This window comes from Anaerotruncus sp. AF02-27 (genome assembly GCF_003465835.1).
GTDB lineage: Bacteria > Bacillota > Clostridia > Oscillospirales > Ruminococcaceae > Anaerotruncus > Anaerotruncus rubiinfantis.
The window spans coordinates 196,018-214,830 of sequence record NZ_QSBX01000002.1 but is presented as its reverse complement, the minus strand read 5'-3'; the positions used below and the strand labels follow the sequence as shown (position 1 = coordinate 214,830).

The 18,813-nt window shown below is 53.4% G+C and carries 19 protein-coding genes and 3 pseudogenes; 9 read left to right on the top strand and 13 right to left on the bottom strand.

Annotated elements, in window-relative coordinates; genetic code table 11:
* The first annotated feature begins 148 nt into the window (after positions 1–148).
* The 4 genes and pseudogenes from DWV16_RS03120 to feoB form a co-directional block, all read left to right on the top strand.
* A complete protein-coding gene (locus tag DWV16_RS03120) occupies positions 149–1,459 on the top strand; it encodes a putative DNA modification/repair radical SAM protein (RefSeq protein ID WP_118477759.1) in 1,311 nt (436 codons plus the stop codon).
* The gene (locus tag DWV16_RS03115) at positions 1,438–2,265 is read left to right on the top strand and encodes a TIGR03915 family putative DNA repair protein (RefSeq protein WP_066460454.1); all 828 of its coding nucleotides are present in this window, start codon (positions 1,438–1,440) and stop codon (positions 2,263–2,265) included. The genes DWV16_RS03120 and DWV16_RS03115 overlap by 22 nt, the downstream gene beginning before the upstream one ends.
* Positions 2,266–2,472: 207 nt before the next feature.
* Positions 2,473–2,712, top strand: coding sequence for a FeoA family protein (locus tag DWV16_RS03110; RefSeq protein WP_066459296.1), 240 nt, complete (start codon positions 2,473–2,475; stop codon positions 2,710–2,712).
* A gap of 19 nt (positions 2,713–2,731) precedes the next feature.
* Positions 2,732–4,147: pseudogene (gene feoB, locus DWV16_RS03105) on the top strand (ferrous iron transport protein B); the annotation flags it as partial.
* A gap of 97 nt (positions 4,148–4,244) precedes the next feature.
* Here feoB and DWV16_RS03100 read toward each other — a convergent pair.
* The 11 genes and pseudogenes from DWV16_RS03100 to DWV16_RS18960 form a co-directional block, all read right to left on the bottom strand.
* Positions 4,245–4,550 carry a hypothetical protein gene (locus DWV16_RS03100; protein ID WP_118477757.1) on the bottom strand — a complete coding sequence of 102 codons (306 nt, stop codon included), beginning with the start codon at positions 4,548–4,550 and terminating at the stop codon, positions 4,245–4,247.
* Complete coding sequence (locus DWV16_RS03095; RefSeq protein WP_066459302.1) at positions 4,529–5,080, bottom strand: hypothetical protein; 552 nt, start codon at positions 5,078–5,080, stop codon at positions 4,529–4,531. Before DWV16_RS03095 ends, DWV16_RS03100 begins: the two co-directional genes overlap by 22 nt.
* A gap of 298 nt (positions 5,081–5,378) precedes the next feature.
* On the bottom strand, positions 5,379–6,221 hold the full coding sequence (locus tag DWV16_RS03090) for a tyrosine-type recombinase/integrase (protein ID WP_066459304.1): 843 nt from the start codon (positions 6,219–6,221) through the stop codon (positions 5,379–5,381).
* A 372-nt stretch (positions 6,222–6,593) separates the two neighbouring features.
* Positions 6,594–7,274 (bottom strand): zinc-ribbon domain-containing protein, encoded by a 681-nt coding sequence (locus tag DWV16_RS19505; RefSeq protein ID WP_255420045.1) that lies wholly within the window; start codon positions 7,272–7,274, stop codon positions 6,594–6,596.
* A gap of 115 nt (positions 7,275–7,389) precedes the next feature.
* Positions 7,390–8,235 (bottom strand): hypothetical protein, encoded by an 846-nt coding sequence (locus DWV16_RS03080; protein ID WP_243007269.1) that lies wholly within the window; start codon positions 8,233–8,235, stop codon positions 7,390–7,392.
* Positions 8,236–8,487: 252 nt separating this feature from the next.
* Positions 8,488–8,559, bottom strand: a pseudogene (locus DWV16_RS19500) (zinc-ribbon domain-containing protein); the annotation flags it as partial.
* Between the two features lie 50 nt (positions 8,560–8,609).
* Entirely contained in the window at positions 8,610–8,996 is a 387-nt protein-coding gene (locus DWV16_RS03075) for a hypothetical protein (protein WP_066459311.1), read from the bottom strand.
* 53 nt (positions 8,997–9,049) lie between these two features.
* Positions 9,050–10,144 carry a zinc ribbon domain-containing protein gene (locus tag DWV16_RS03070; protein WP_118477754.1) on the bottom strand — a complete coding sequence of 365 codons (1,095 nt, stop codon included), beginning with the start codon at positions 10,142–10,144 and terminating at the stop codon, positions 9,050–9,052.
* 13 nt (positions 10,145–10,157) lie between these two features.
* Positions 10,158–10,754, bottom strand: coding sequence for a zinc ribbon domain-containing protein (locus DWV16_RS03065; RefSeq protein ID WP_158572763.1), 597 nt, complete (start codon positions 10,752–10,754; stop codon positions 10,158–10,160).
* A gap of 193 nt (positions 10,755–10,947) precedes the next feature.
* Positions 10,948–11,319, bottom strand: coding sequence for a hypothetical protein (locus DWV16_RS03060; RefSeq protein WP_118477753.1), 372 nt, complete (start codon positions 11,317–11,319; stop codon positions 10,948–10,950).
* Position 11,320: 1 nt separating this feature from the next.
* Complete coding sequence (locus tag DWV16_RS18960; RefSeq protein ID WP_154018892.1) at positions 11,321–11,461, bottom strand: hypothetical protein; 141 nt, start codon at positions 11,459–11,461, stop codon at positions 11,321–11,323.
* Positions 11,462–11,800: 339 nt separating this feature from the next.
* Between DWV16_RS18960 and DWV16_RS03055 the strand changes: the two genes are divergently transcribed.
* The 3 genes from DWV16_RS03055 to DWV16_RS03045 are packed head-to-tail and all read left to right on the top strand — an operon-like array spanning position 11,801 to position 15,218.
* Complete coding sequence (locus DWV16_RS03055; protein ID WP_147349416.1) at positions 11,801–13,180, top strand: extracellular solute-binding protein; 1,380 nt, start codon at positions 11,801–11,803, stop codon at positions 13,178–13,180.
* 33 nt (positions 13,181–13,213) lie between these two features.
* Complete coding sequence (locus DWV16_RS03050) at positions 13,214–14,899, top strand: response regulator transcription factor (RefSeq protein WP_118477751.1); 1,686 nt, start codon at positions 13,214–13,216, stop codon at positions 14,897–14,899.
* On the top strand, positions 14,880–15,218 hold the full coding sequence (locus tag DWV16_RS03045) for a helix-turn-helix transcriptional regulator (RefSeq protein ID WP_118477750.1): 339 nt from the start codon (positions 14,880–14,882) through the stop codon (positions 15,216–15,218). Before DWV16_RS03050 ends, DWV16_RS03045 begins: the two co-directional genes overlap by 20 nt.
* Before the next feature lie 62 nt (positions 15,219–15,280).
* Here DWV16_RS03045 and DWV16_RS03040 read toward each other — a convergent pair whose 3' ends face one another.
* A complete protein-coding gene (locus tag DWV16_RS03040; RefSeq protein WP_066459326.1) occupies positions 15,281–15,475 on the bottom strand; it encodes a hypothetical protein in 195 nt (64 codons plus the stop codon).
* 160 nt (positions 15,476–15,635) lie between these two features.
* Between DWV16_RS03040 and DWV16_RS03035 the strand changes: the two genes are divergently transcribed.
* On the top strand, positions 15,636–17,318 hold the full coding sequence (locus tag DWV16_RS03035) for a recombinase family protein (protein ID WP_370218703.1): 1,683 nt from the start codon (positions 15,636–15,638) through the stop codon (positions 17,316–17,318).
* A pseudogene (locus tag DWV16_RS03030) lies at positions 17,306–18,040 on the top strand (nucleoside recognition domain-containing protein); the annotation flags it as partial. The gene DWV16_RS03035 and the pseudogene DWV16_RS03030, both read left to right, overlap by 13 nt.
* A gap of 59 nt (positions 18,041–18,099) precedes the next feature.
* Here DWV16_RS03030 and DWV16_RS03025 read toward each other — a convergent pair.
* Positions 18,100–18,780 (bottom strand): TIGR00266 family protein, encoded by a 681-nt coding sequence (locus tag DWV16_RS03025; RefSeq protein WP_118477748.1) that lies wholly within the window; start codon positions 18,778–18,780, stop codon positions 18,100–18,102.
* Between the last annotated feature and the right edge of the window lie 33 nt (positions 18,781–18,813).

Below are 18,813 nucleotides of genomic sequence, written 5' to 3'. Positions count from 1 at the left end.
ATGATCATTATATTGCCTCCAAAAACGTTTGTAAACCCTAAAGACGCGAAAAAACTTCCCAGCGGCCATTTCCGTGAAGATCGTTGACAGGACAGCGGGTTCGTGATAAACTGTAAAAAGAACAAATGTTCTTTTGGAGGCGGATACCATGGAGCTTATGGATAAACTGGAAATTCTGTCGGATGCGGCAAAGTATGATGTCGCATGCACCTCGAGCGGCGTTGACCGGCCTGCGCAGAAGGGCGGCATCGGCTCCTGTGTCAAGGCCGGCATCTGCCACAGCTTTGCTGCGGACGGCCGCTGCATCTCGCTGCTCAAGGTTCTGATGACCAACAGTTGCATTTATGACTGCAGATATTGCGTCAACCGCCGCTCGAACGATACACGCCGGGCGGTTTTCTCACCGCGCGAGCTTGCGGAGCTTACCATCCAGTTTTACCGCCGCAACTATATCGAAGGCCTGTTCCTATCCTCCGGCGTTCTGAAAAGCCCGGATTACACCTGTGAACAGATGATCATTGCGCTGGAGCTTCTGCGCAATGAATACCGCTTTGGCGGTTATATCCACGTCAAGGCGATTCCCGGCGCGGATGACGCGCTCATCACCCGCCTGGGGATGCTGGCCGACCGCATGAGCATCAATATCGAGCTGCCGAGCCAGAAGAGTCTTGCGCTTCTCGCGCCGGACAAGTCGAAAAACTCGATCTTGGGCCCGATGGGTTTTATCCGCGACGGCATCAAACAGAACAGTACTGACCTCGTCCGTTACCGCCACGCGCCGAAGTTCGCGCCTGCCGGTCAGAGCACCCAGATGATTATCGGAGCGACTCCGGATACCGACTACCAGATTTTGAACCTTACCCAGGGGCTTTACAAGAAATACAGCCTCAAGCGGGTGTTCTTTTCGGCCTATATGCCAGTGCAGGCGGACAGCCTTCTGCCCGCGATCGATACAAAACCGCCGCTTCTGCGGGAACATCGGCTCTATCAGGCCGACTGGCTGCTGCGCTTCTATGGGTTCGACGCGTCTGAACTGCTCGATGAGCAGCATCAGAGCTTTAATCCCCTGGTAGACCCGAAATGCAACTGGGCGATCAACCATATGGAACAGTTCCCGGTGGAGGTGAATACCGCGCCGTACGAAATGCTGCTGCGGGTCCCGGGCATCGGCGTGAAGAGCGCCCAACGGATTCTCGCGGCGCGCCGGAACAGCGCGCTCGATTTCGACGGGCTCAAAAAAATCGGCGTGGTATTAAAACGCGCGCAGTATTTCCTGCTCTGCCGCGGGAAGATGGCTGAGGGGCTCAAGGTCACGCCTGACGGGGTTTTGCGGGCGCTCATCTCCGAACGTGACTTCGAGCGTGCCCGTTTGCCGGAGGAAGCCCCGCAGCAGCTTTCGCTTTTTGACCGCAGCCCGACGAAGGAGGATTTTGCCCAATGCCTGACCGGACAGATTTAGCTTACAGCTTTGACGGAACCTTTGCCGGGGTTCTGTGCTGTATCTTCGACAGCTACACCCGCCATGAAATCCCGGCGGCAATCCTGCTGGACGGCGAGCCTTCCCTCTACCCGGTGCATTCGGTCATGACCGACCAGGCGCATGCCGCGCGGGTCTGGAAATCGCTTCTCAAGATCGGCGGGGAGGTGCCGTGGTGGACGTCCGACGCTTGGCTTTCCGGCGCGGACGGACGGGAAGAGGCGATCTGCGCTTTCGTACGCCGCGCCTATCAGTGCGGCGTACGGGTGACCGGTATGTACGCCGACCCGGCGGTGGACCGGATTTTTAAGCTTTCACGTGCGGTGCGCAACGAAGCGCATTATTATAAAGAATTCCTGCGCTTTTCGGATTATAACGGGGCGCTGGTGTCGGAAATCGAACCGAAGGCGATGGTGTTGCCGCATATCCGGCGGCACTATGCTGAGCGCCTGCCGGAAGAGACCTTCCTTATCTTCGACCGAACGCACGGACAGGCGCTGTTTTATCGTCCCTATGAGGCTGTGATCCAAGAAGTGGAGGATCTGGAGCTTCCGCCCGCAGACGAAACTGAACAGGCATTCCGAAAACTCTGGAGGCATTATTATGACACCATCGGCGTCGAAGGCCGTTATAATCCCGAATGCCGCCGCAACCACATGCCAAAGCATTTCTGGAAACACATGACCGAGATGTACGACAAGCGAGGGCTGCCGGAAAGTCCGCGCGCACCAAGGCCGCTGGAAGGGACAATGCTGCGCGGGCTTCCAGAGAAAGGGCGGGCCAAATGAATTTCTGCACCGTCCGGATTGCCAAAAATAAAAGATCACTGTGAAAACCGCGTGGCTGATGCCTTCGAGCCACGCGGTTTCTGCACACAGGCGTTTTAATAGGGCGGTTATTGGCAGGGCGGAATGGCAGTGTCAATCCCGCCTCCGGCTGAATAGCTTACTAAGGGGTAATACATCCCGAAAAATTTACGAGTGGAGATTATGACAATGAATCAAGATATGATACCGCTGAGTGCTGTCCCAGAAGGCAGCGTGGCAAAAGTGATCAATCTTTTTACAACAGGAAGCATGCGCCGCCGCCTGCAGGATATCGGCCTGATTGAGGGAACGGATGTGGAATGCCTGCAGAAAAGCCCCTCGGGCGACCCAGTCGCATATTACATTCGCGGGGCTGTGATTGCGCTGCGTTCGGAGGATTCCAGAAACATATTGGTTCAGTATCACTAACGCATGAGGGGGAATTACAGTGGGATTGACATCCTTTTCCACCGGCAAACATGCGGTGGACGGCGAATTCATCATTGACAGAAGAGAAGGGCAGCGTGTGATTGCCCTCGCGGGTAATCCGAACGTGGGAAAAAGTACTGTTTTCAATGAACTGACGGGCTTAAACCAGCATACGGGAAACTGGCCGGGAAAGACGGTCACAAACGCACAGGGCCGGTATACCCACAAAGGGACCGATTACATTATGGTGGATATTCCTGGTACCTATTCTCTTCTGGCCCATTCGGTGGAGGAGGAGGTCGCACGGGATTTTATCTGCTTCGGTTCCCCGGATGCGGTGATTGTCGTATGCGACGCGACCTGCCTTGAACGCAATATGAACCTTGTCCTTCAAACGCTGGAAATCACCGGCCGAGTGGTCGTCTGTGTGAATCTTATGGACGAGGCGCGTAAAAAACGGATCCGGATCGACTTTAAAAAGCTTTCCGAGCAGATCGGTGTGCCGGTAGTCGGCACAAGCGCCCGCTCACATGAAGGTCTGGAAGAGCTGATGGACCGGGTAGGGGAGATTGTGGAACATCCGGACTGCGCCGCGCGCCGTCTGCGATATCCGAAAGTGGTGGAACAGACGATCGCATTGCTGCAGCCCGCTATAGACGATCTGCAGATAGCGGGAATCCCATCCCGCTGGATCGCCCTAAAGCTTCTTTCTGAGGATACCCAGCTGATTGAAGCACTCAACAATTCCATGCAGATTGATATCCGTACGGATGAAGCTGTTTCCTGTGCGCTGGGAGAAGCGCGGGAACTGATGAATGAACAGAAGATTTCAGTGGAAAAGTTGCGTGACATCATCGTTTCTTCGATTGTCCTCCAAGCGGAGGAGGCCTGTGCCGATGTGGTATCCTTTGACAAGGCAGGTTACAATGATGGAGACCGGCGGCTTGATAAAATTTTTACCAGCCGCGCGACTGGAATTCCAGTGATGCTCCTTCTTCTTGCCCTAGTGTTCTGGCTGACCATCACAGGCGCGAACTACCCTTCACAGATGCTTTCCACCGGGCTCTTCTGGATTCAGGACCGGCTGACCGATTTCTTCCTTTGGCTTGGGACGCCCGCCTGGGTCGAGGGCGTTCTTGTTCAGGGAGTCTATCGGGTTTTGGCATGGGTTGTCGCAGTAATGCTTCCGCCGATGGCAATTTTTTTCCCGCTGTTCACGCTTCTGGAGGATTCCGGTTATCTGCCGCGCGTGGCGTTTAACCTGGACCGCAGCTTCAAACGCTGCTCCGCGTGCGGAAAGCAGGCCCTGACCATGTGTATGGGATTTGGATGTAATGCCGCGGGGATTACCGGAGCGCGCATTATAGATTCCCCGCGTGAGCGTTTGATCGCGATCGTCACCAACAATTTTGTCCCCTGCAACGGTCGATTGCCGCCACCATCGCCGTGGCAACAAAGTTGCAGGCTGCGGCTGGCAAGACGGCATCGCTGTCTGCATTACGGCTCGCGCCCTCATCGGCGGATATCACGTTTCAGCGCGTCTTAACGGTATTTTGGGGAAGATTTGCGTTTCCTGTGTATTCGGCCAACGCCCGCGTCAAGAATTGATAGGCCTGTGCCGCAGTGGGAAAGTCAGCGGGTTGTCCCAATATGTATCCGATCGCACGGTTCCACTCGCTGACGGAATAATCCTCAGCTGGAATCTGGGGCAGGACGAGGAAGAGGGGATAGCGGTAATACGGACAATGGCGCAGGTCGGAAAGATATTCGCATCCAGCCAGCTTTGCCAGATCATCCAGCAGACATCCGTTTCCTTTTAGTGGCAGTCTGATTTGCATACTATGGCACCCCCATCTTTTTTCGCTGTGATTGTATGAATCGCTTCTGCCGTCAGCTTTAAAAATTGCAGGGCGCTGACATAGTTGGCCGTTTTGCCCAACTGAGGGCAGCGGACAGTGCCCTGCCAACTGCCATTTTGCCGATAGCGCGTCTGAACAACCAATGTGAGCCCCGCTCTACCGTGTAAGTTCGGCGTGCTGCGCTTAAAATAACGTGGCTGATACGGGGCGAGCCGGTCATACTTCGGCTGTTTTTTCCAGGCGAAGGTCCGGTCCTCCCGGGTTGCCTGCGGAAAATCTAAAAAGTCATAGATTTGATCCATCTTGAGAAGCATGTCGCTGAGTCCGGTGAAAGAAACCGGTTTTTGGAGAAAGGCGTTAAACAGCTTTCCGGAAGGGATATCCAGTCCGCCGGCATCCATGCGAACAATGATATAAGCGGCATATTCCGGCAGGCTTTTGCGCTCGATTATTGACAGCGTCTCCGACTGGACATGTGTGCGAGACTTACTGGCGGATGTTGCTCCCATATTCAAACCCGCTCCTTGTTTTGTTACAAAATCAGTATTTTGAGATTCATCTGCACGTTTAATTAAAATACATACGATATAATTCGCATTTATTATATCATTTTATACTGACACCGGCAAGATCTTTTCGATTTCGGGCATAAAAAAACAGACCACAAAAGTATCTGCGCTTTGTGGCCTTACCCTTCTGATGCCTTTTTCTGTTTGATCAGTCTAATTTTGAGAAGCTGCTTATCGATTTTTCAAAAGAAGGCGAATGATTCTTCCGCAAGTAAATCTCAAAATACTGATTTCGTACTTAATGAACCAGTCCGAGCTGCTCCAGCTGTTTCACATGTTCCGCGCCGGTGGAAATCAGATAAATCCGGGTGGTTTCAATACTGGAGTGTCCCAGTATATCCGCGAGTTTAGCGATATCTCTGCACACTTTATAAAATGCTGTGGCGAAAAGATGCCTGAGATTGTGTGGGAATACCTTGCTGGCTTCAATTCCTGCGTGCCTGCACAGCTGTTTCATCTCATACCAAACCTGTCTTCTGGAAATTCCCCTTCCGCTTCTGGTGAGAAAGAGCTCACCGGAGGCGATTTTATTTTTTTGCGCATATTTTTGCAGCTTGCGGCAGAGCTTTCCTGGCAGCAGAATGGTGCGGATTTTTCCCTTGAGGGAGATCTGCGCCCGGCCAGTGCGGACCGCTTCTAGTGTGATATACTTCAATTCGCTCACCCGAATACCGGTGGCGCAGATCGTCTCCATGAGCAGATGCAGACGGAAATTTCCATGCGCTTTGGCGGCCTGCAGCAAGCGTTCATAGTCATTCCGGCTCAGGTCACGTGCCGGGTCGCGAAACAGATGGCGCTGAATCCGCAGAAACCTGACGCGGCAATCCTCCCGTCCGATGAAGCGCAGAAATCCATTGACCGCAGAGAGCATCGAGTTGATGGTGACCGGCATATATCCCGCGGCAAGCAGGTGCTCCTTCCAGCTTGCTGCCGATTCCTTATTGAGTTCTTGGTTATTCAGCCAGGAAGCAAACCCTTCCACGTCCCGCAGATATTTCTCGATGGTGCCTTGGCTGCGCTCTTCCGCTGCCAAGGCCTTTCCATACGCCTGGATCATATCTTTTTTTAAATAACTGCCCATAATAAAGCCTCCCAATAATGGTTTTTTGCTATTATGTCCAATGGCACAGAGATCATGAGCTGCCGCCAGGATCGAAAAATAATAAAGAAAGGCGCTGCGGGAGTATCCCACAGCGCTGTCAATTCTGTGTAGCCGAATGATGTCGTTGCCATTTTAAAAACTGGGGTAGAGAGAACGGTTGGCTTAGCTTTATTATAAAAAAACTTTGACAGTCATGCAATCACATATCCCTATCGATTCATATCTTAGGATGGATACTTATACAGGGAAATAATGAAAGATGAATCTGCCTGTGCGGCAGGTGGAAACCGCCGCTGCAAATTGGCAGGACAAAAACAGGCGGGACAAGACCGCCCCACCTGTTCACAGTACTTATTTCAGAATTTTGATTCCGCCGATAAGCGGCAGGGGTTTCATCTCGCCTTTACAGGCGTGGACGATGCCGATGATTGCAAATACGGTGAACACCCATCCAACCAGCCCCAGGATACCGGTCACGGCCAGTCCAAGCTGCCATGAGATAGCAAACAGGATGCCGCTGAGGACGCTGAACAGGACTCCATAGATGATCGCCCCGATCACCAGGATGATACCCTGGTTGGTATGAAACCGCGCGAATTTTGAATCTTTTGCCGCGAAGAGCGGAATCAGGAAAATGATGTAGGCCAGCACCGCCATGACCTTGTTGTCCTGCGCGTCCTGCAGGTCGGCCTGCATGGGCGAACCAGGTGCGGCCGGCTGCTGGTGTGCCGCAGGCGCCGCCTGCGGGGGAGCGTGGGTAGCGGTGGCTGCCGCCTGCCTAGGAGCGGCGCTTGCAGAGGGCGCCCCGCAGGAGGGGCAAAAGCGTGCCCCGTCTTCAAATTTTGTACCGCATTTTCCACAGAATGCCATTAGAATTCCTCCTCTCAAATTAAAACCGGGAACCGTACCGTCCGCAGAATTAGTGTCCCGCTTCAGCTTGGCTCCGCAATTTGTACAGATCCAAAAGCTTTTATCCGATGATTCTTTTTCGGCGCGTCTCGTTCTTTCTTCTCCGTTGCCGACGTTTTGAATTCGGCCGCTGTGAGGTTTGCCTGGATCAGCTTCATGTGTTCCGACGCGTCTCCAGAAGATTCCTGTAGTTTTATGAAATTAGGAATCGAAGTATCAGGAAGATCCCGGTTTATGCTCAGCCGCCCATCATTTCCATCAGGCTTTCCATCGTGGGCTTTTCGGTGAGATAATCCACAGTGACGACGCCGTCATAGTAGGAGATGCTGATATAGAGTTTTCCATCGGTAGCCCACCAGCCGTCCATCGAGCTGAGCATCTCCTCCTCGGTAAATCCGAACTCCAGAAAATCCTGGAAGACAAAGCCGTCGCTCTTGAGTGAACCGATGTAGGAAACCATCTCTTCACGGCTGGTTCCGCTGATCTCCGTGCGGTAATCCATCGGCTGCGAAACGTTTCCAAACGGATAGGGCCGCAGTCCTGCGGGCCAGCCTTTGGTGACTGCTCCGCCGCCGGAAGTCCCGTCGCCTATTCCATTGCCGGACGCGCCTTCCGCCGCATCAGCGGCGCCGGCGAGTGCGTTCAGGGCTTCCAAATCGAGGCCAGAGCCACCTTCACCGCCGGAGAGGGCTTCCAACCCGCCTAAAATACCGAGCAGGGAAGAAAGTTCGTCGAGGTCACTGGCTCCACTGTCATCGCTGCTGTTACTGCCATTTCCGCCCAGTCCGCTGAGCGCGCTCAGATCGCCGGCCCCGCTTTTTTTGCTTTCGTCTGCATCCCTGCCACCCAATAGACCGCTTAGGCCGGAGACTGCGGAAAAGCCGGATTCCTGAGCGGCCACGTCGATGGCTTTGTTGATAAAGCTGCGGGCCATCAGCCCAATGGCAAGGCTGAGGACAATTCCGACCGCCATCAAAATCAGGCTGGCACGTGCAAAGCTGCGCTTGGTGACCTTTTTGCAGCCGCCGCAAGCCCATACGATCAGTAGAATGATGTTCACGATTGGAATCAGCATCAACAGCATGATTCCGATCCATCCTCCCAGCCCAATAGGTGCGTATTTACTTCCTGCGGGGGGCGGAAGATCGCTGTCTGCGGCAGAAACCGGTATTGGGGCAGGCGGAGGGGGTGGTGTCTGCTGATAAACGGGTTGAGGCTGCTGATATAACTGGTAAGGAGGCTGTGCGGGCATGGGGTCCGGGGAGTGTGTCTGTGCTCCGGAAACAGCGGCGGCGGCCATTGCGGGTTCTTGTTCTGGTTTTCCCTCCGCTGGAGCCCCGCAGCTGGTACAGAACTTTTTATCATCCTCCAGCTGCGCGCCGCAGGACGTACAAAACCGATTTGCCAAAAGAATTCCTCCTCTTCTCGAAATGGATATACTTGTGGGGGAGGCGTATGTTATTTCAGACGTTTGTAGGTGGCGCCGTCGAAGACGAGCGTATCGCCATTAAGGGAGTAGCTGACCTCAATGGTTTCTTTTCCACCCAGCCCCATCAGAGCACTCATTGTAACCTCGATCACACTGTCACTTTTGATCTTGTATTTCATGCTCATGATAGCGCCCAGTCCCTTCATCACGTCGGCATATTCGTCGCTGTCCTCGAGCCCTGGGATGCCGAGCGTCAAGGTTCCGTCCTTTTCAAAGGTAAATCCCAGCCCAAATGTGGCCGATTCGCCGTCAGTCAGCTCCCAGCTGCCCACGATCGCTTTTTTGTTGCCGCTGCCGCAGGCGGCCAGTGTCAGGATCATCACAAGTGCCAAAGCGAAAGCCAGTATCTTTTTCATTCTAAATACTCCCTTTCCTATCAAACAGTTTTTGGGTTATTCCTCTTCTACAATTAAAGCTTTGCACCGCAGGAACCGCAGAACTTGGTACCGGAATCGTTTCGCGTGCCGCATTGGCCGCAGAACAGCGGTTTTGTTCCTCCCGCTGCGGCTGTCGCTGGCGTCGATGCCGCCGAGACAGCAGGGGTTCTCATGGCAGGGGCTGCGGCGGGTGCACCGCCGGCACCTGCCGTAGCGTAAGCCGGCTGCGGGCCGCCTTCCTCCTTGCCTTTCTGGAACAGCTCCCTAAATTTGACGGACAGGCCGCAGAGCTTGCTGTAAAGATCAAAGGTGATCCGGGTGGAAGGCGCAACCTCCATATAGGAGACCATCATCTTGATCATGATCCAGCTGTCGACAAACGCGAATTTGATGGTGAAAGCGACGAAGCAGGCCAACAGGAACGCCGCCAGCGGGCTCCAGCCCAGAAGCTTGAATATCAGTCCCAGTACGACGAACACCCCGATGATGATAGCGCCAGTGAGCAAAACGACCATGAGCATTGTTTTTGCCGCGCTTTTCAAAAGGTGTTTCCAGTTCTGCGCATAGATTACAACGCCGTCCGCCGCGCTTTTGAAGGCGCCCTGCTCCGTTTGATAGAAGGTCCAGCCGAGACAGCATTCGTCGATGTAACCAAGCGAGATTTCAATGAAGAATTTGCCCATTCCGGTGACTGCCTGCATACCAGGAATGAAATCGAGCGCGTTGCCTACCTTCTGCAGGGAATTCTGAAGCTGTTTGACCGCGCCGGACACAAGTTTATCGATGAGAAAATAGACGTTCGAGGTGGCAAAGCGTTCGATGACTTTGGCTTTGCCGTATGCCACCTGATTGTCCGGTACGCGGCCGGTTGCAATTGTTTCACTGATGACCGCGATATGCCCGGCCTTGACGAGGTATCCCATATAGTGCATGATGGCAAAGCGTATAAAGCCAGTGGCGCTGATCCAGATGATGAAGCTGATCAGCATGCCGTTTTCACCGAAGAGCCAACCGATTCCCATGAGGACAGCGAACAGCACTACAGAGATCAGAACCGTTGCGAGCCCCAGCAGCAGCTTTGCCCAGACGAAGGGCATGGTTTTGGAGAAGATTTGTTTTGCGGTCATTGTTAATGCCTCCTTATCCGATTTTAGTTCCACATTCGTTGCAGAACTTTATGCCCTGTTCAGCTGCGGTGCCGCAGTTTGGACAGATCCGCCGTTCTGGAACTTCCAGCTTGGAACCGCATTCGCAGCAGAATCTGGTATCGGGGGCGTTGGCCGCTCCGCATGCGGGACAGATGTCTTTGGAAGGTTCCGGGGGAGCTGGGGATTCCAACTTGCCGCCGCATTCGCAGCAGAACTTGGTACCGGGGGTGTTGACCGTTCCGCAGGCAGGGCAGATCGGTTCGCCGGAATCATCAGTGGAGGCGGGAATGGGATCTGCAGCAGCTTGTGCCGCTTCATTTTCCGCTTTGATGCGGTCGATTTCCGCTTGTGCCTGTGCTGATGCATCGTAATGAGCCTTGGCGTTTTGACAGAATTCCAGCACCTCCGGTGCCGCAGCGCCGTCCGTTGCAAAGAGCTCATAATAATACGCGCCTATTTTTTTTAATTCTTCACCCGCTGCGGCGTTTTCCGTGTTAATTTTGCTGTTCAGCTTATTGGTTTCAATTGCGTCTGAAGTCTTATCCCCGATATTCTTTGCCAGATCCCCCAATTTGTCGAAAAATGCCATAACAAAAACCTCCCAATATTAAAATTTAATTTTTCTCGATGACTTCGTGTCCGCAGCGGATGAGGCTCCGCCGGTTTCTGACTTGCGGCCAATGGCGGCGCAGACAGACGTTTTCACGCCGTTTATGTTCCGGGCCGGCAGCCGCAAACCGAAAAAACAAGGAGACGGCTTGTCAGAAAGACGGCCGCTTCTCTCATCCCGCGGCCACACGATTGCCCGGCTGCCGTCCGCATCGGGGACAGCGGTCCGTTCCGCTTTCCAGCGGGGAACCACAGTCGGTGCAGAAGCGCGGTATGATTTTATTAGGCGCGCATTCGATGCATTTCATTTCGTCGATGTTATAGGCTTCGTCCCGGATCCATCTCCCACATTCACTGCAGCCGTTAAAATAGGAGCGGGCCTGTCCCCAAGCAAGCAGCAATTCTGTTTCGGGAGAATCCGCACAGACCGGACCGGTAGTGAAAACCGCAGTCTTTGAGACATCACAGTAGAAGCAATACCGCCTGCCGTTCGCGGTCTCTTCCACAATTTTATACTGGCTGGTGGAGTGCAGTTTTTCAAACAACTCATTTCACCTCCATGCCGTTACCCTTTTGTTTTTGAAGCAGACTGAGAAATTCCAAAGTCTGCTTCAGTTCTTCCCGGTTCATCGATTGGACTTGTTCAAGAATTACCTCTTTCAAACCCTGCTTTTCGTTTTCGGTCATGGAAAACCACCCCCCATCTTTCTGCGAGCATCAAAAATCTTGTTTGAATAAAGGCTTTTGAGTCACAGGATTGTTTTTGTTTTCTGCACTTATTTTACGCTGTAAGACCGGAGAAGTCCCCACCCAACCGGTAAAAAATGGGGTGGTTTTCTGAAAATTGGACTGATTTTTGAAGTAAAAATGTAATTTAAAGATAAAATATGAATAAATAATTTTTTGAAATTACAAATCTGTCTCCTAAAAAAATATTGTTTGAAACAATATGATGTGCTATACTAAAACAGAGAGGGGAGTCTGCTGAAAAGAAAAACCTGTATTATCGAGAGGGAGGGACTCGAATTGAAAAGTAGATTGAAGCATTTTACAGTTCTGCTTGTTGCCCTTGCGCTGCTGACCGCCGGATGTGCGAAGGCCGCGGGGAAATCCCCACTGAACCCGAAGGAACCTGTGACTGTTTCCATGTGGCATAATTTTGGCGGCGAAATGCAGACGACCATAGATGCCTTGATAGATGAATTCAACAGTACCGTGGGCCGGGAACAGGGGATCATTATTAATGTCACGGCCATCACATCCAGCGCAGAGCTGCAAAAAAGCCTGAATATGATCGCATCGGGCGATCCGGGGGCTCCGGCAATGCCTGATATCGCAACTGCCTACCCCAAGACGGCGATCCTTTTTCAGCAGAAGGGGATGCTTGCCAATTTGGATGACTATTTCACAGAGGAAGAACTGGCTGGTTATGTGCCGCAGTTTGTGGAAGAGGGGCGTATAGGCGATGGCCTTTACGTCTTTCCAATTTCGAAATCAACCGAAATTTTATACCTGAATCAGACCCTGTTTGACCAGTTTGCGGTGGAAAACCAGGTTACGATGGAGTGTTTTTCCACATTCGAAGGGTTGGCGGACGCGGCACAGAAATATTACGATTGGACCGATGCAAAAACGCCGGACGTTCCCAATGACGGCAAGGCCTTTTACGCGGCCGATTCCTGGGTGAATCTGGCGCAGGCGGGCATGCGCCAGCAGGGAGATTCCCTGTTTGATGCGGAAAATCTAAACCTGGATGGAGACTCCTACCGCCGCATATGGGAAGCGGTCTGCCCGCCCGCCATAACGGGGGCGTTCGCTATTTATGACGGCTATTCCTCCGACCTTTCAAAAACCGGGGATCTGGTCTGTTCCACGGGATCCTCCGCGGGGATTCTTTTTTATGGGGACACCATCACCCATCCGGATGGACGGGTGGAGCGGGTGGAATACAGCATTTTGCCGTTTCCGGTGTTCGAAGGCGGGGAAAAGATCGCCATTCAACGCGGAAATGGTATGATGGTGTCCAAAAGCGATTTGACGCACGAATATGCCAGCGCGGTTTTTTTGCGCTGGTTTACTGCCCCAGAACAGAACATGCGGTTCATTGCATCCACCGGGTATCTGCCGGTAAGCAAGGAAGCCTTTGAAAACCGAATGGAAACGGAAATTGAACGTGTAGAGGACTACCGCATCAAAAAGATGCTGGTTGCGGTCACCGAAATGTACCGGGACTATCAGTTTTTTGTTGCGCCTGTCTTTGAGGGGTTTGACAGTATGAGCAAGGCCTATGAGCAGGATTTTAAGCAGCGAATGGTTTCACTGCATGAAAAGTGGATCGTGTCCGATGGAGAAGCGTCTCTGGAGAAGATGACCGCTGAAGCGCTGCGGGAGTGGCGCGGCCGTTAAACGACCCGGATAGCCGGCAAAGGAGGTGGAAGGATGGTTCAGGATGCGCTTGCCCTATGGAAAAAGATCAAAGCAAAAGGGGAGAGAGGAACTACCCTTTACCTGCGCCTGTTTGTGTTTTTTGCTTTTTTTGTGGTTGCGCTGGTGCTTGCATTCCTGCTGATCTTGAATATCGCTGGCGTTTTTCATATCGGCATCCATAAAAGCCAGGCGTGGTTTGAAAATGAATTGGAGCATCTTTCCCAGGACATTTCCAATGATTATGGAAATCTTTCGGTCCATGGCGTGAACCTTTCTGAAAAAATTTCCAAAAGCATGGAGAGCTATCTGAAAGAAGCACGGGTCGCGCCTTCGGGCCTGGCGGATCATCCGGAGCTATTGGAAGAACTCCTGTCCCTCCAGATGCCGGATCTTCTTTCTGCCCTGCAGAATAACAAATGCGGCGGCGCCTTTCTGATTCTGGATGCGAGCGTCATACCGCAGGCTCATATGCGGCAGCGCGCCGGTCTCTTTCTAAAACGCACCGAGCCCAATACAGTCGGCACTATGGGTTCCAAATTACACTGCCTGCGCGGCCCCGCAAACATTGCCCGTGAGAACAGTATTGAGCTGTTGGGGCAATGGCAGATGGAGTTTACCGGCTCGGAAACGGATTTCTTCAGCCTCGCGGTTGAAACCAGCCGTAAGCGTTCGGAATTGCCGCTGTCCCGCCTTTATTACTGGAGTCCCAGACGTTTGCTTTCCGGAAACAGCGAAGCCGGGATGCTTCTGTCGGTTCCGCTGATTACCAGTGATGGGACGGTTTTGGGCATCTGCGGCTTTGAGGTATCCAGTATGCTGTTCAAACAGTCCTACAGTCCGGACAACTCCGTCTATGCCCGGGTGTTTTCGGTTTTGGCCCCTGTAAAGGAAAGCGGCCTTCACATGGATGGAGGGCTGTTGGCGGGAAACAGTTATCTGAACAGTGCGCTGGGCGGAAATATCGCCGTAATCAGCGAAGAAGATGCTCCGTTCAATCGCTACCGGTCTGGGGAACAGGGAGATTACAGCGGCGTCCAGCGGACGGTGCGGCTCTATCCGGCGGGTTCCCCCTATCAGGAGGATATCTGGGCGGCGGCGGTGATGGCTCCCCGCGAGGATATGCAGGCGGCGGCTCGGAAAGGGATACTTGGCTTGCAGTTGGGGATCGGGGTTCTTTGTCTGTTGAGTCTGCTGGCGGCGGCTTTTGTCAGCCGCAGGTATATCTTGCCGGTGCTCAAAACGCTTGAAGGGATCAAAAATGGAAGCGGTTATGCCGCCCTTCCCAAAACGCAGTATCAGGAGATTAACGACCTGCTGGAATTTTTGGCGGCGCAGGACGAGGCGGTCAGCGCCGCGCTGGCTGAGGCAAAAACCGGAAAGACGCCGGCCTCTGTCGGGACAGAGCGGGAGAATTTAAAGCCGCCCGACCTTGACCCGGAACAATACCAGCGGTTCTTAAAATGCCTCGAGACGCTGTCGCCTGCTGAGCGCCGGGTATTTGACCTGTATGTGCGGGAATACCGCGCGAAAGATATCGCCGCCGAGCTGCATCTTTCGATGAATACCGTAAAATACCACAATGGAAATATTTATGGAAAGCTGGAAGTCGGCTCCCGCAAGGAGCTATTGAGCTATATCCGGTTTATGCATTGTCAGCAGAAACGGGAGGAGGAAGAGCATGATGAACACCTTAGCTGACCGGCTGAATCAAATTATTGCTGAGCAGAAGATCACCAAACGGGAGTTCGCCCAGCGTATCGGCGTAGGGGAAACCTACGTGTATGTAATCACCGGGGGCGGTCGCAAAAATAACCTGAACAAGAATATCTCTCCGGCTCTTGCCCGGGTGATCGGGACGGAATTCGGCTATGATCCCGACTGGATTTTGCATGGCTGCGCGCAGGATGCCAAAAATCTCGAGCAGCTTCGGCAGGATACGATTGGGCAGGTGGAAAAGCTTGGTCCGGAGGATTTGATTGCCCTGCAGAGATTTTTGTCGAAACTTCGGGAGAGGTGACAGGATGAAATAGATGAAACAGACGGAATAAGAAGCCCCCCGCCAGATTGGCGGGGGGCTTCTTATTCCGGGCTTTCAGAAAGCCGCTTTCTTATTTCAGAGAGCAGCTGTGCCTGTACATGCGCAGGAAAGCCGCTCCGGTCAAGCTGCCGTGCAACCGCCTGCGCATGGAAACGGTTCAAACGATCTGCGACCGTCCCGCCGTCCGGCGAGGGGAGAATGTGGACGCAAAGCTGCCGGATTTGATTTTTCTTCATCCCACCGCCTCCTTGCCTAAACCTATGCGAAGCGGATTTTGTCCCATGCGCAAGGACAGGCGCGTATGCAGAACTTTTTAAAGAAAGGGTTCCGAATTGGTGCGACAGGATTTCCCTTACTTTCCGCCCGTTTGCATGGTACCATTTTCGATAGGGGGTGATGTCTGTGCGGATTGCCGTCTATAGCCGAAAATCGGTCTGGACCGGCAAGGGTGAATCGATCGAAAACCAGGTGGAGATGTGCCGCCAGTATATCGAAAGCCGAATCGAAGGCGGGAAAGAGGCGGAAGTTTTTATCTATGAGGACGAAGGCTTTTCGGGGAAGAACCTTGACCGGCCGCAGTTCCAAAAGCTGCTGGCTGATTCCAAAAAGCAGAAGTTTAACTATATTGTCTGTTATCGGCTTGACCGTATCAGCCGCAGCGTTGGAGATTTCGCACCGCTTGTGGAGGATTTGATCGCCCGCGGGATCGGTTTGGTCTGTATCAAGGAACAATTTGATACGGCAACGCCAATGGGCAAGGCGATGATGTATGTTGCCAGTGTGTTTGCCCAGCTGGAGCGGGAAACCATTGCCGAACGGGTACGGGACAACATGATGCTTCTGGCGCGGTCGGGACGCTGGCTGGGCGGTACGCCGCCGACCGGATTTCTGTCCGAGCGGGTTGGGGAAGCGGTTTTGGAAGGGAAAGTCAAGACCTCCTGCAAACTTAAACCGAATCCAGCCGAAATCGGGGTGGTCAGGCTCATGTTCCAAAAATATCTGGAGCTGCGTTCATTGACCGGGGTGTCAAAGTTCCTGATCCAAAAAGGGATCAGGAATCGAAGTTTAGCCCCCTATTCGGTTCCGGGGATCAAAGACATCCTGCGAAACCCGGTCTACTGCATTGCGGATCGGGACGCACGGGATTATTTTATCAGCAGCGGCTCGGATGTCTGTTTCCCGGAAACGGAATGTTCCAAAACGCGAGGGCTGCTTTCCTATAACAAACGCAGTTACAGCCGTAAAACCGTTTCCCGGTTGGATAAATCCCAATGGATCATTGCAGTCGGAAGGCACCGCGGGATCGTGTGCGGTGCCGACTGGGTGAAGGTGCAGCGGCTTCTGAAGGAAAAAGCCGAGCACAACCCTCAAAAGCCGCCGCAGAGCTTTAACGGCTATTCTCTGCTCTCGGGACAGATTTTTTGTGCCAAGTGCGGTTCCCGCATGTTTGCCAAAAAACGCAGCAACAGTGACCTGCTGTTCGATTACATCTGTGGCAGCAAGTTGCGATCTGGAAACTTGTGCAGATGCCAGAATCTTGGCGGGCAACAGGCGGACGGTCTGGTTTGCGATTATCTGCTCGGATTTGCACACGGGGATACCGGAATTTTGGATCTGCTGGACGACCTGCAAAGAAAGTTCCAAAATGGAGATTCGGAGGCTCCTGTGCAGTTTTTGGACGCATTAATTGAAAAAACCTGCCGTGAGATGGACAGCCTGGTTGCGGCACTGGTTTCGGCAGGGGCAAGCGAGCCGCTCGTACGGCGGGTCAGCGCGCGGATGGAGCAGCTGAATGCGGAACTAGACAGGATGGAGGAAGAGAAAAAAAGGCTGGAGGCCGCGCAAAATTCAGGGAAACCGTCTCTTGCGGAACTTTCCGCCGCGCTTGCCAATTTTCCGGACTGCTTTGCACAGATGACCATTCACGAGAAGCGGGATTTCGTCCGTCTGTTTGTGGAGAAGCTCGTTTGGGATGGGATGGATCTGCACATTTACCTCTATGGGGATCCGCTGCGCGGAGCGGGTGAAATTACAAAGCAAAAAGTTTCTGTTTCCCGGGAGTGGCATTCCCAACGCTGATTGCAATCATCACGATGTTCTTTATCGGTGGGAGCACGGGGACATTTGCATCCGTCGCGTCGACCGTTCTGCTGACCGGCGTGATCGTCCTGGGCGTACTGATGACCTTTGCAGTCTCCGCGTTGCTTTCCAAAACAATCCTGAAGGGGGTTCCGTCCTCCTTCACTCTTGAGCTTCCGCCTTACCGCACGCCGCAGATCGGTAAAGTGATCGTCCGCTCGATTTTTGACCGGACGCTGTTCGTATTGGGCCGCGCGGTGGTGGTGGCGGCGCCGGCGGGGATGGTGATCTGGATTCTGGCGAACGTCACAGTGGATGGAGCGAGCCTGCTGTCGCTCTGCTCTGGGTTCCTGGATCCGTTTGCATCGCTGTTCGGGCTGGACGGGGTGATCCTGATGGCCTTCATCCTGGGCTTCCCGGCAAATGAAATTGTTGTCCCGATCATCATTATGGCGTACCTTTCGACTGGGGCAATTCTGGAGCTGGATGATCTCGCTCAATTGAAAAGCCTGCTCCTGGACAATGGATGGACCTGGTTGACGGCGGTGAATACGATGTTGTTTTCTCTGATGCACTGGCCTTGTTCCACCACCTGCCTGACGATCAAGAAGGAGACGCAGAGCCTCAAGTGGACGCTGGTGTCCTTTGCGGTCCCGACGGTGATAGGGCTGTTGGTTTGTCTGCTTGTCGCAACGGCCGCAAGACTTTTGGGTTTGGTGTAAATAACGATAAAAGGGGCCCCGCAATTGCGGGGCCCCTTTTATCGTTATAGGCGTAAATCCTATTTGGAGGCGGGGAAGAAGGGGCGCAGCGTGCCGGCGACGGCACTGATCGGCATGGTCTGCAGGATGACCTGCCCGGGACCCTTGACCACTGTGTTGAAAATGCCTTCTCCCCCGAAAAGCATATTCTTTACACCGGGGACCGAGACAATCTCGATGCCGCAGGAGGCGTCCATCGCCGCGAGATAGCCGGTGTCGACGATTATCTGCTCGCCCGCCGCAAGGTTATACTCGATGGCATGACCATCAATTTCGACAAAGGCGGTACCGCTGCCGGAAAGTTTCTGCATGATGAATCCTTCACCGCCAAAAAAGCCTGCGCCGAGCTTTTTCTGGAAAAAAACTGAGAGCTCCACAGTGGTTTCGCTCGCAAGGAAAGCGCTTTTCTGGACGATCATTGGGCGGTCAGGCAGGATGGAGAGGGCGCGGATCGAGCCCGGAAAGCTTGAAGCGAAGGCGATCATTCCCGGCCCGCCCTGTGCGGTGTAGCGGTTCTGGAAAAGCGCCTCGCCCGCGAACATCCGGCCGAGCGCCTTGCCCACGCCGCCGCCCGAGATGGTTTCCATCTTCATATTCGGGCTCATCCAACTCATGCTTCCGCGTTCGGTGATCATCTGTTCATTGGCCTGCAGGTTGCAGATAACAACCGGCAGCGGGGTTCCCTCGATCTGATACTGCATTATGAAATCCCTCCTGATAAAATCTGTTACCGT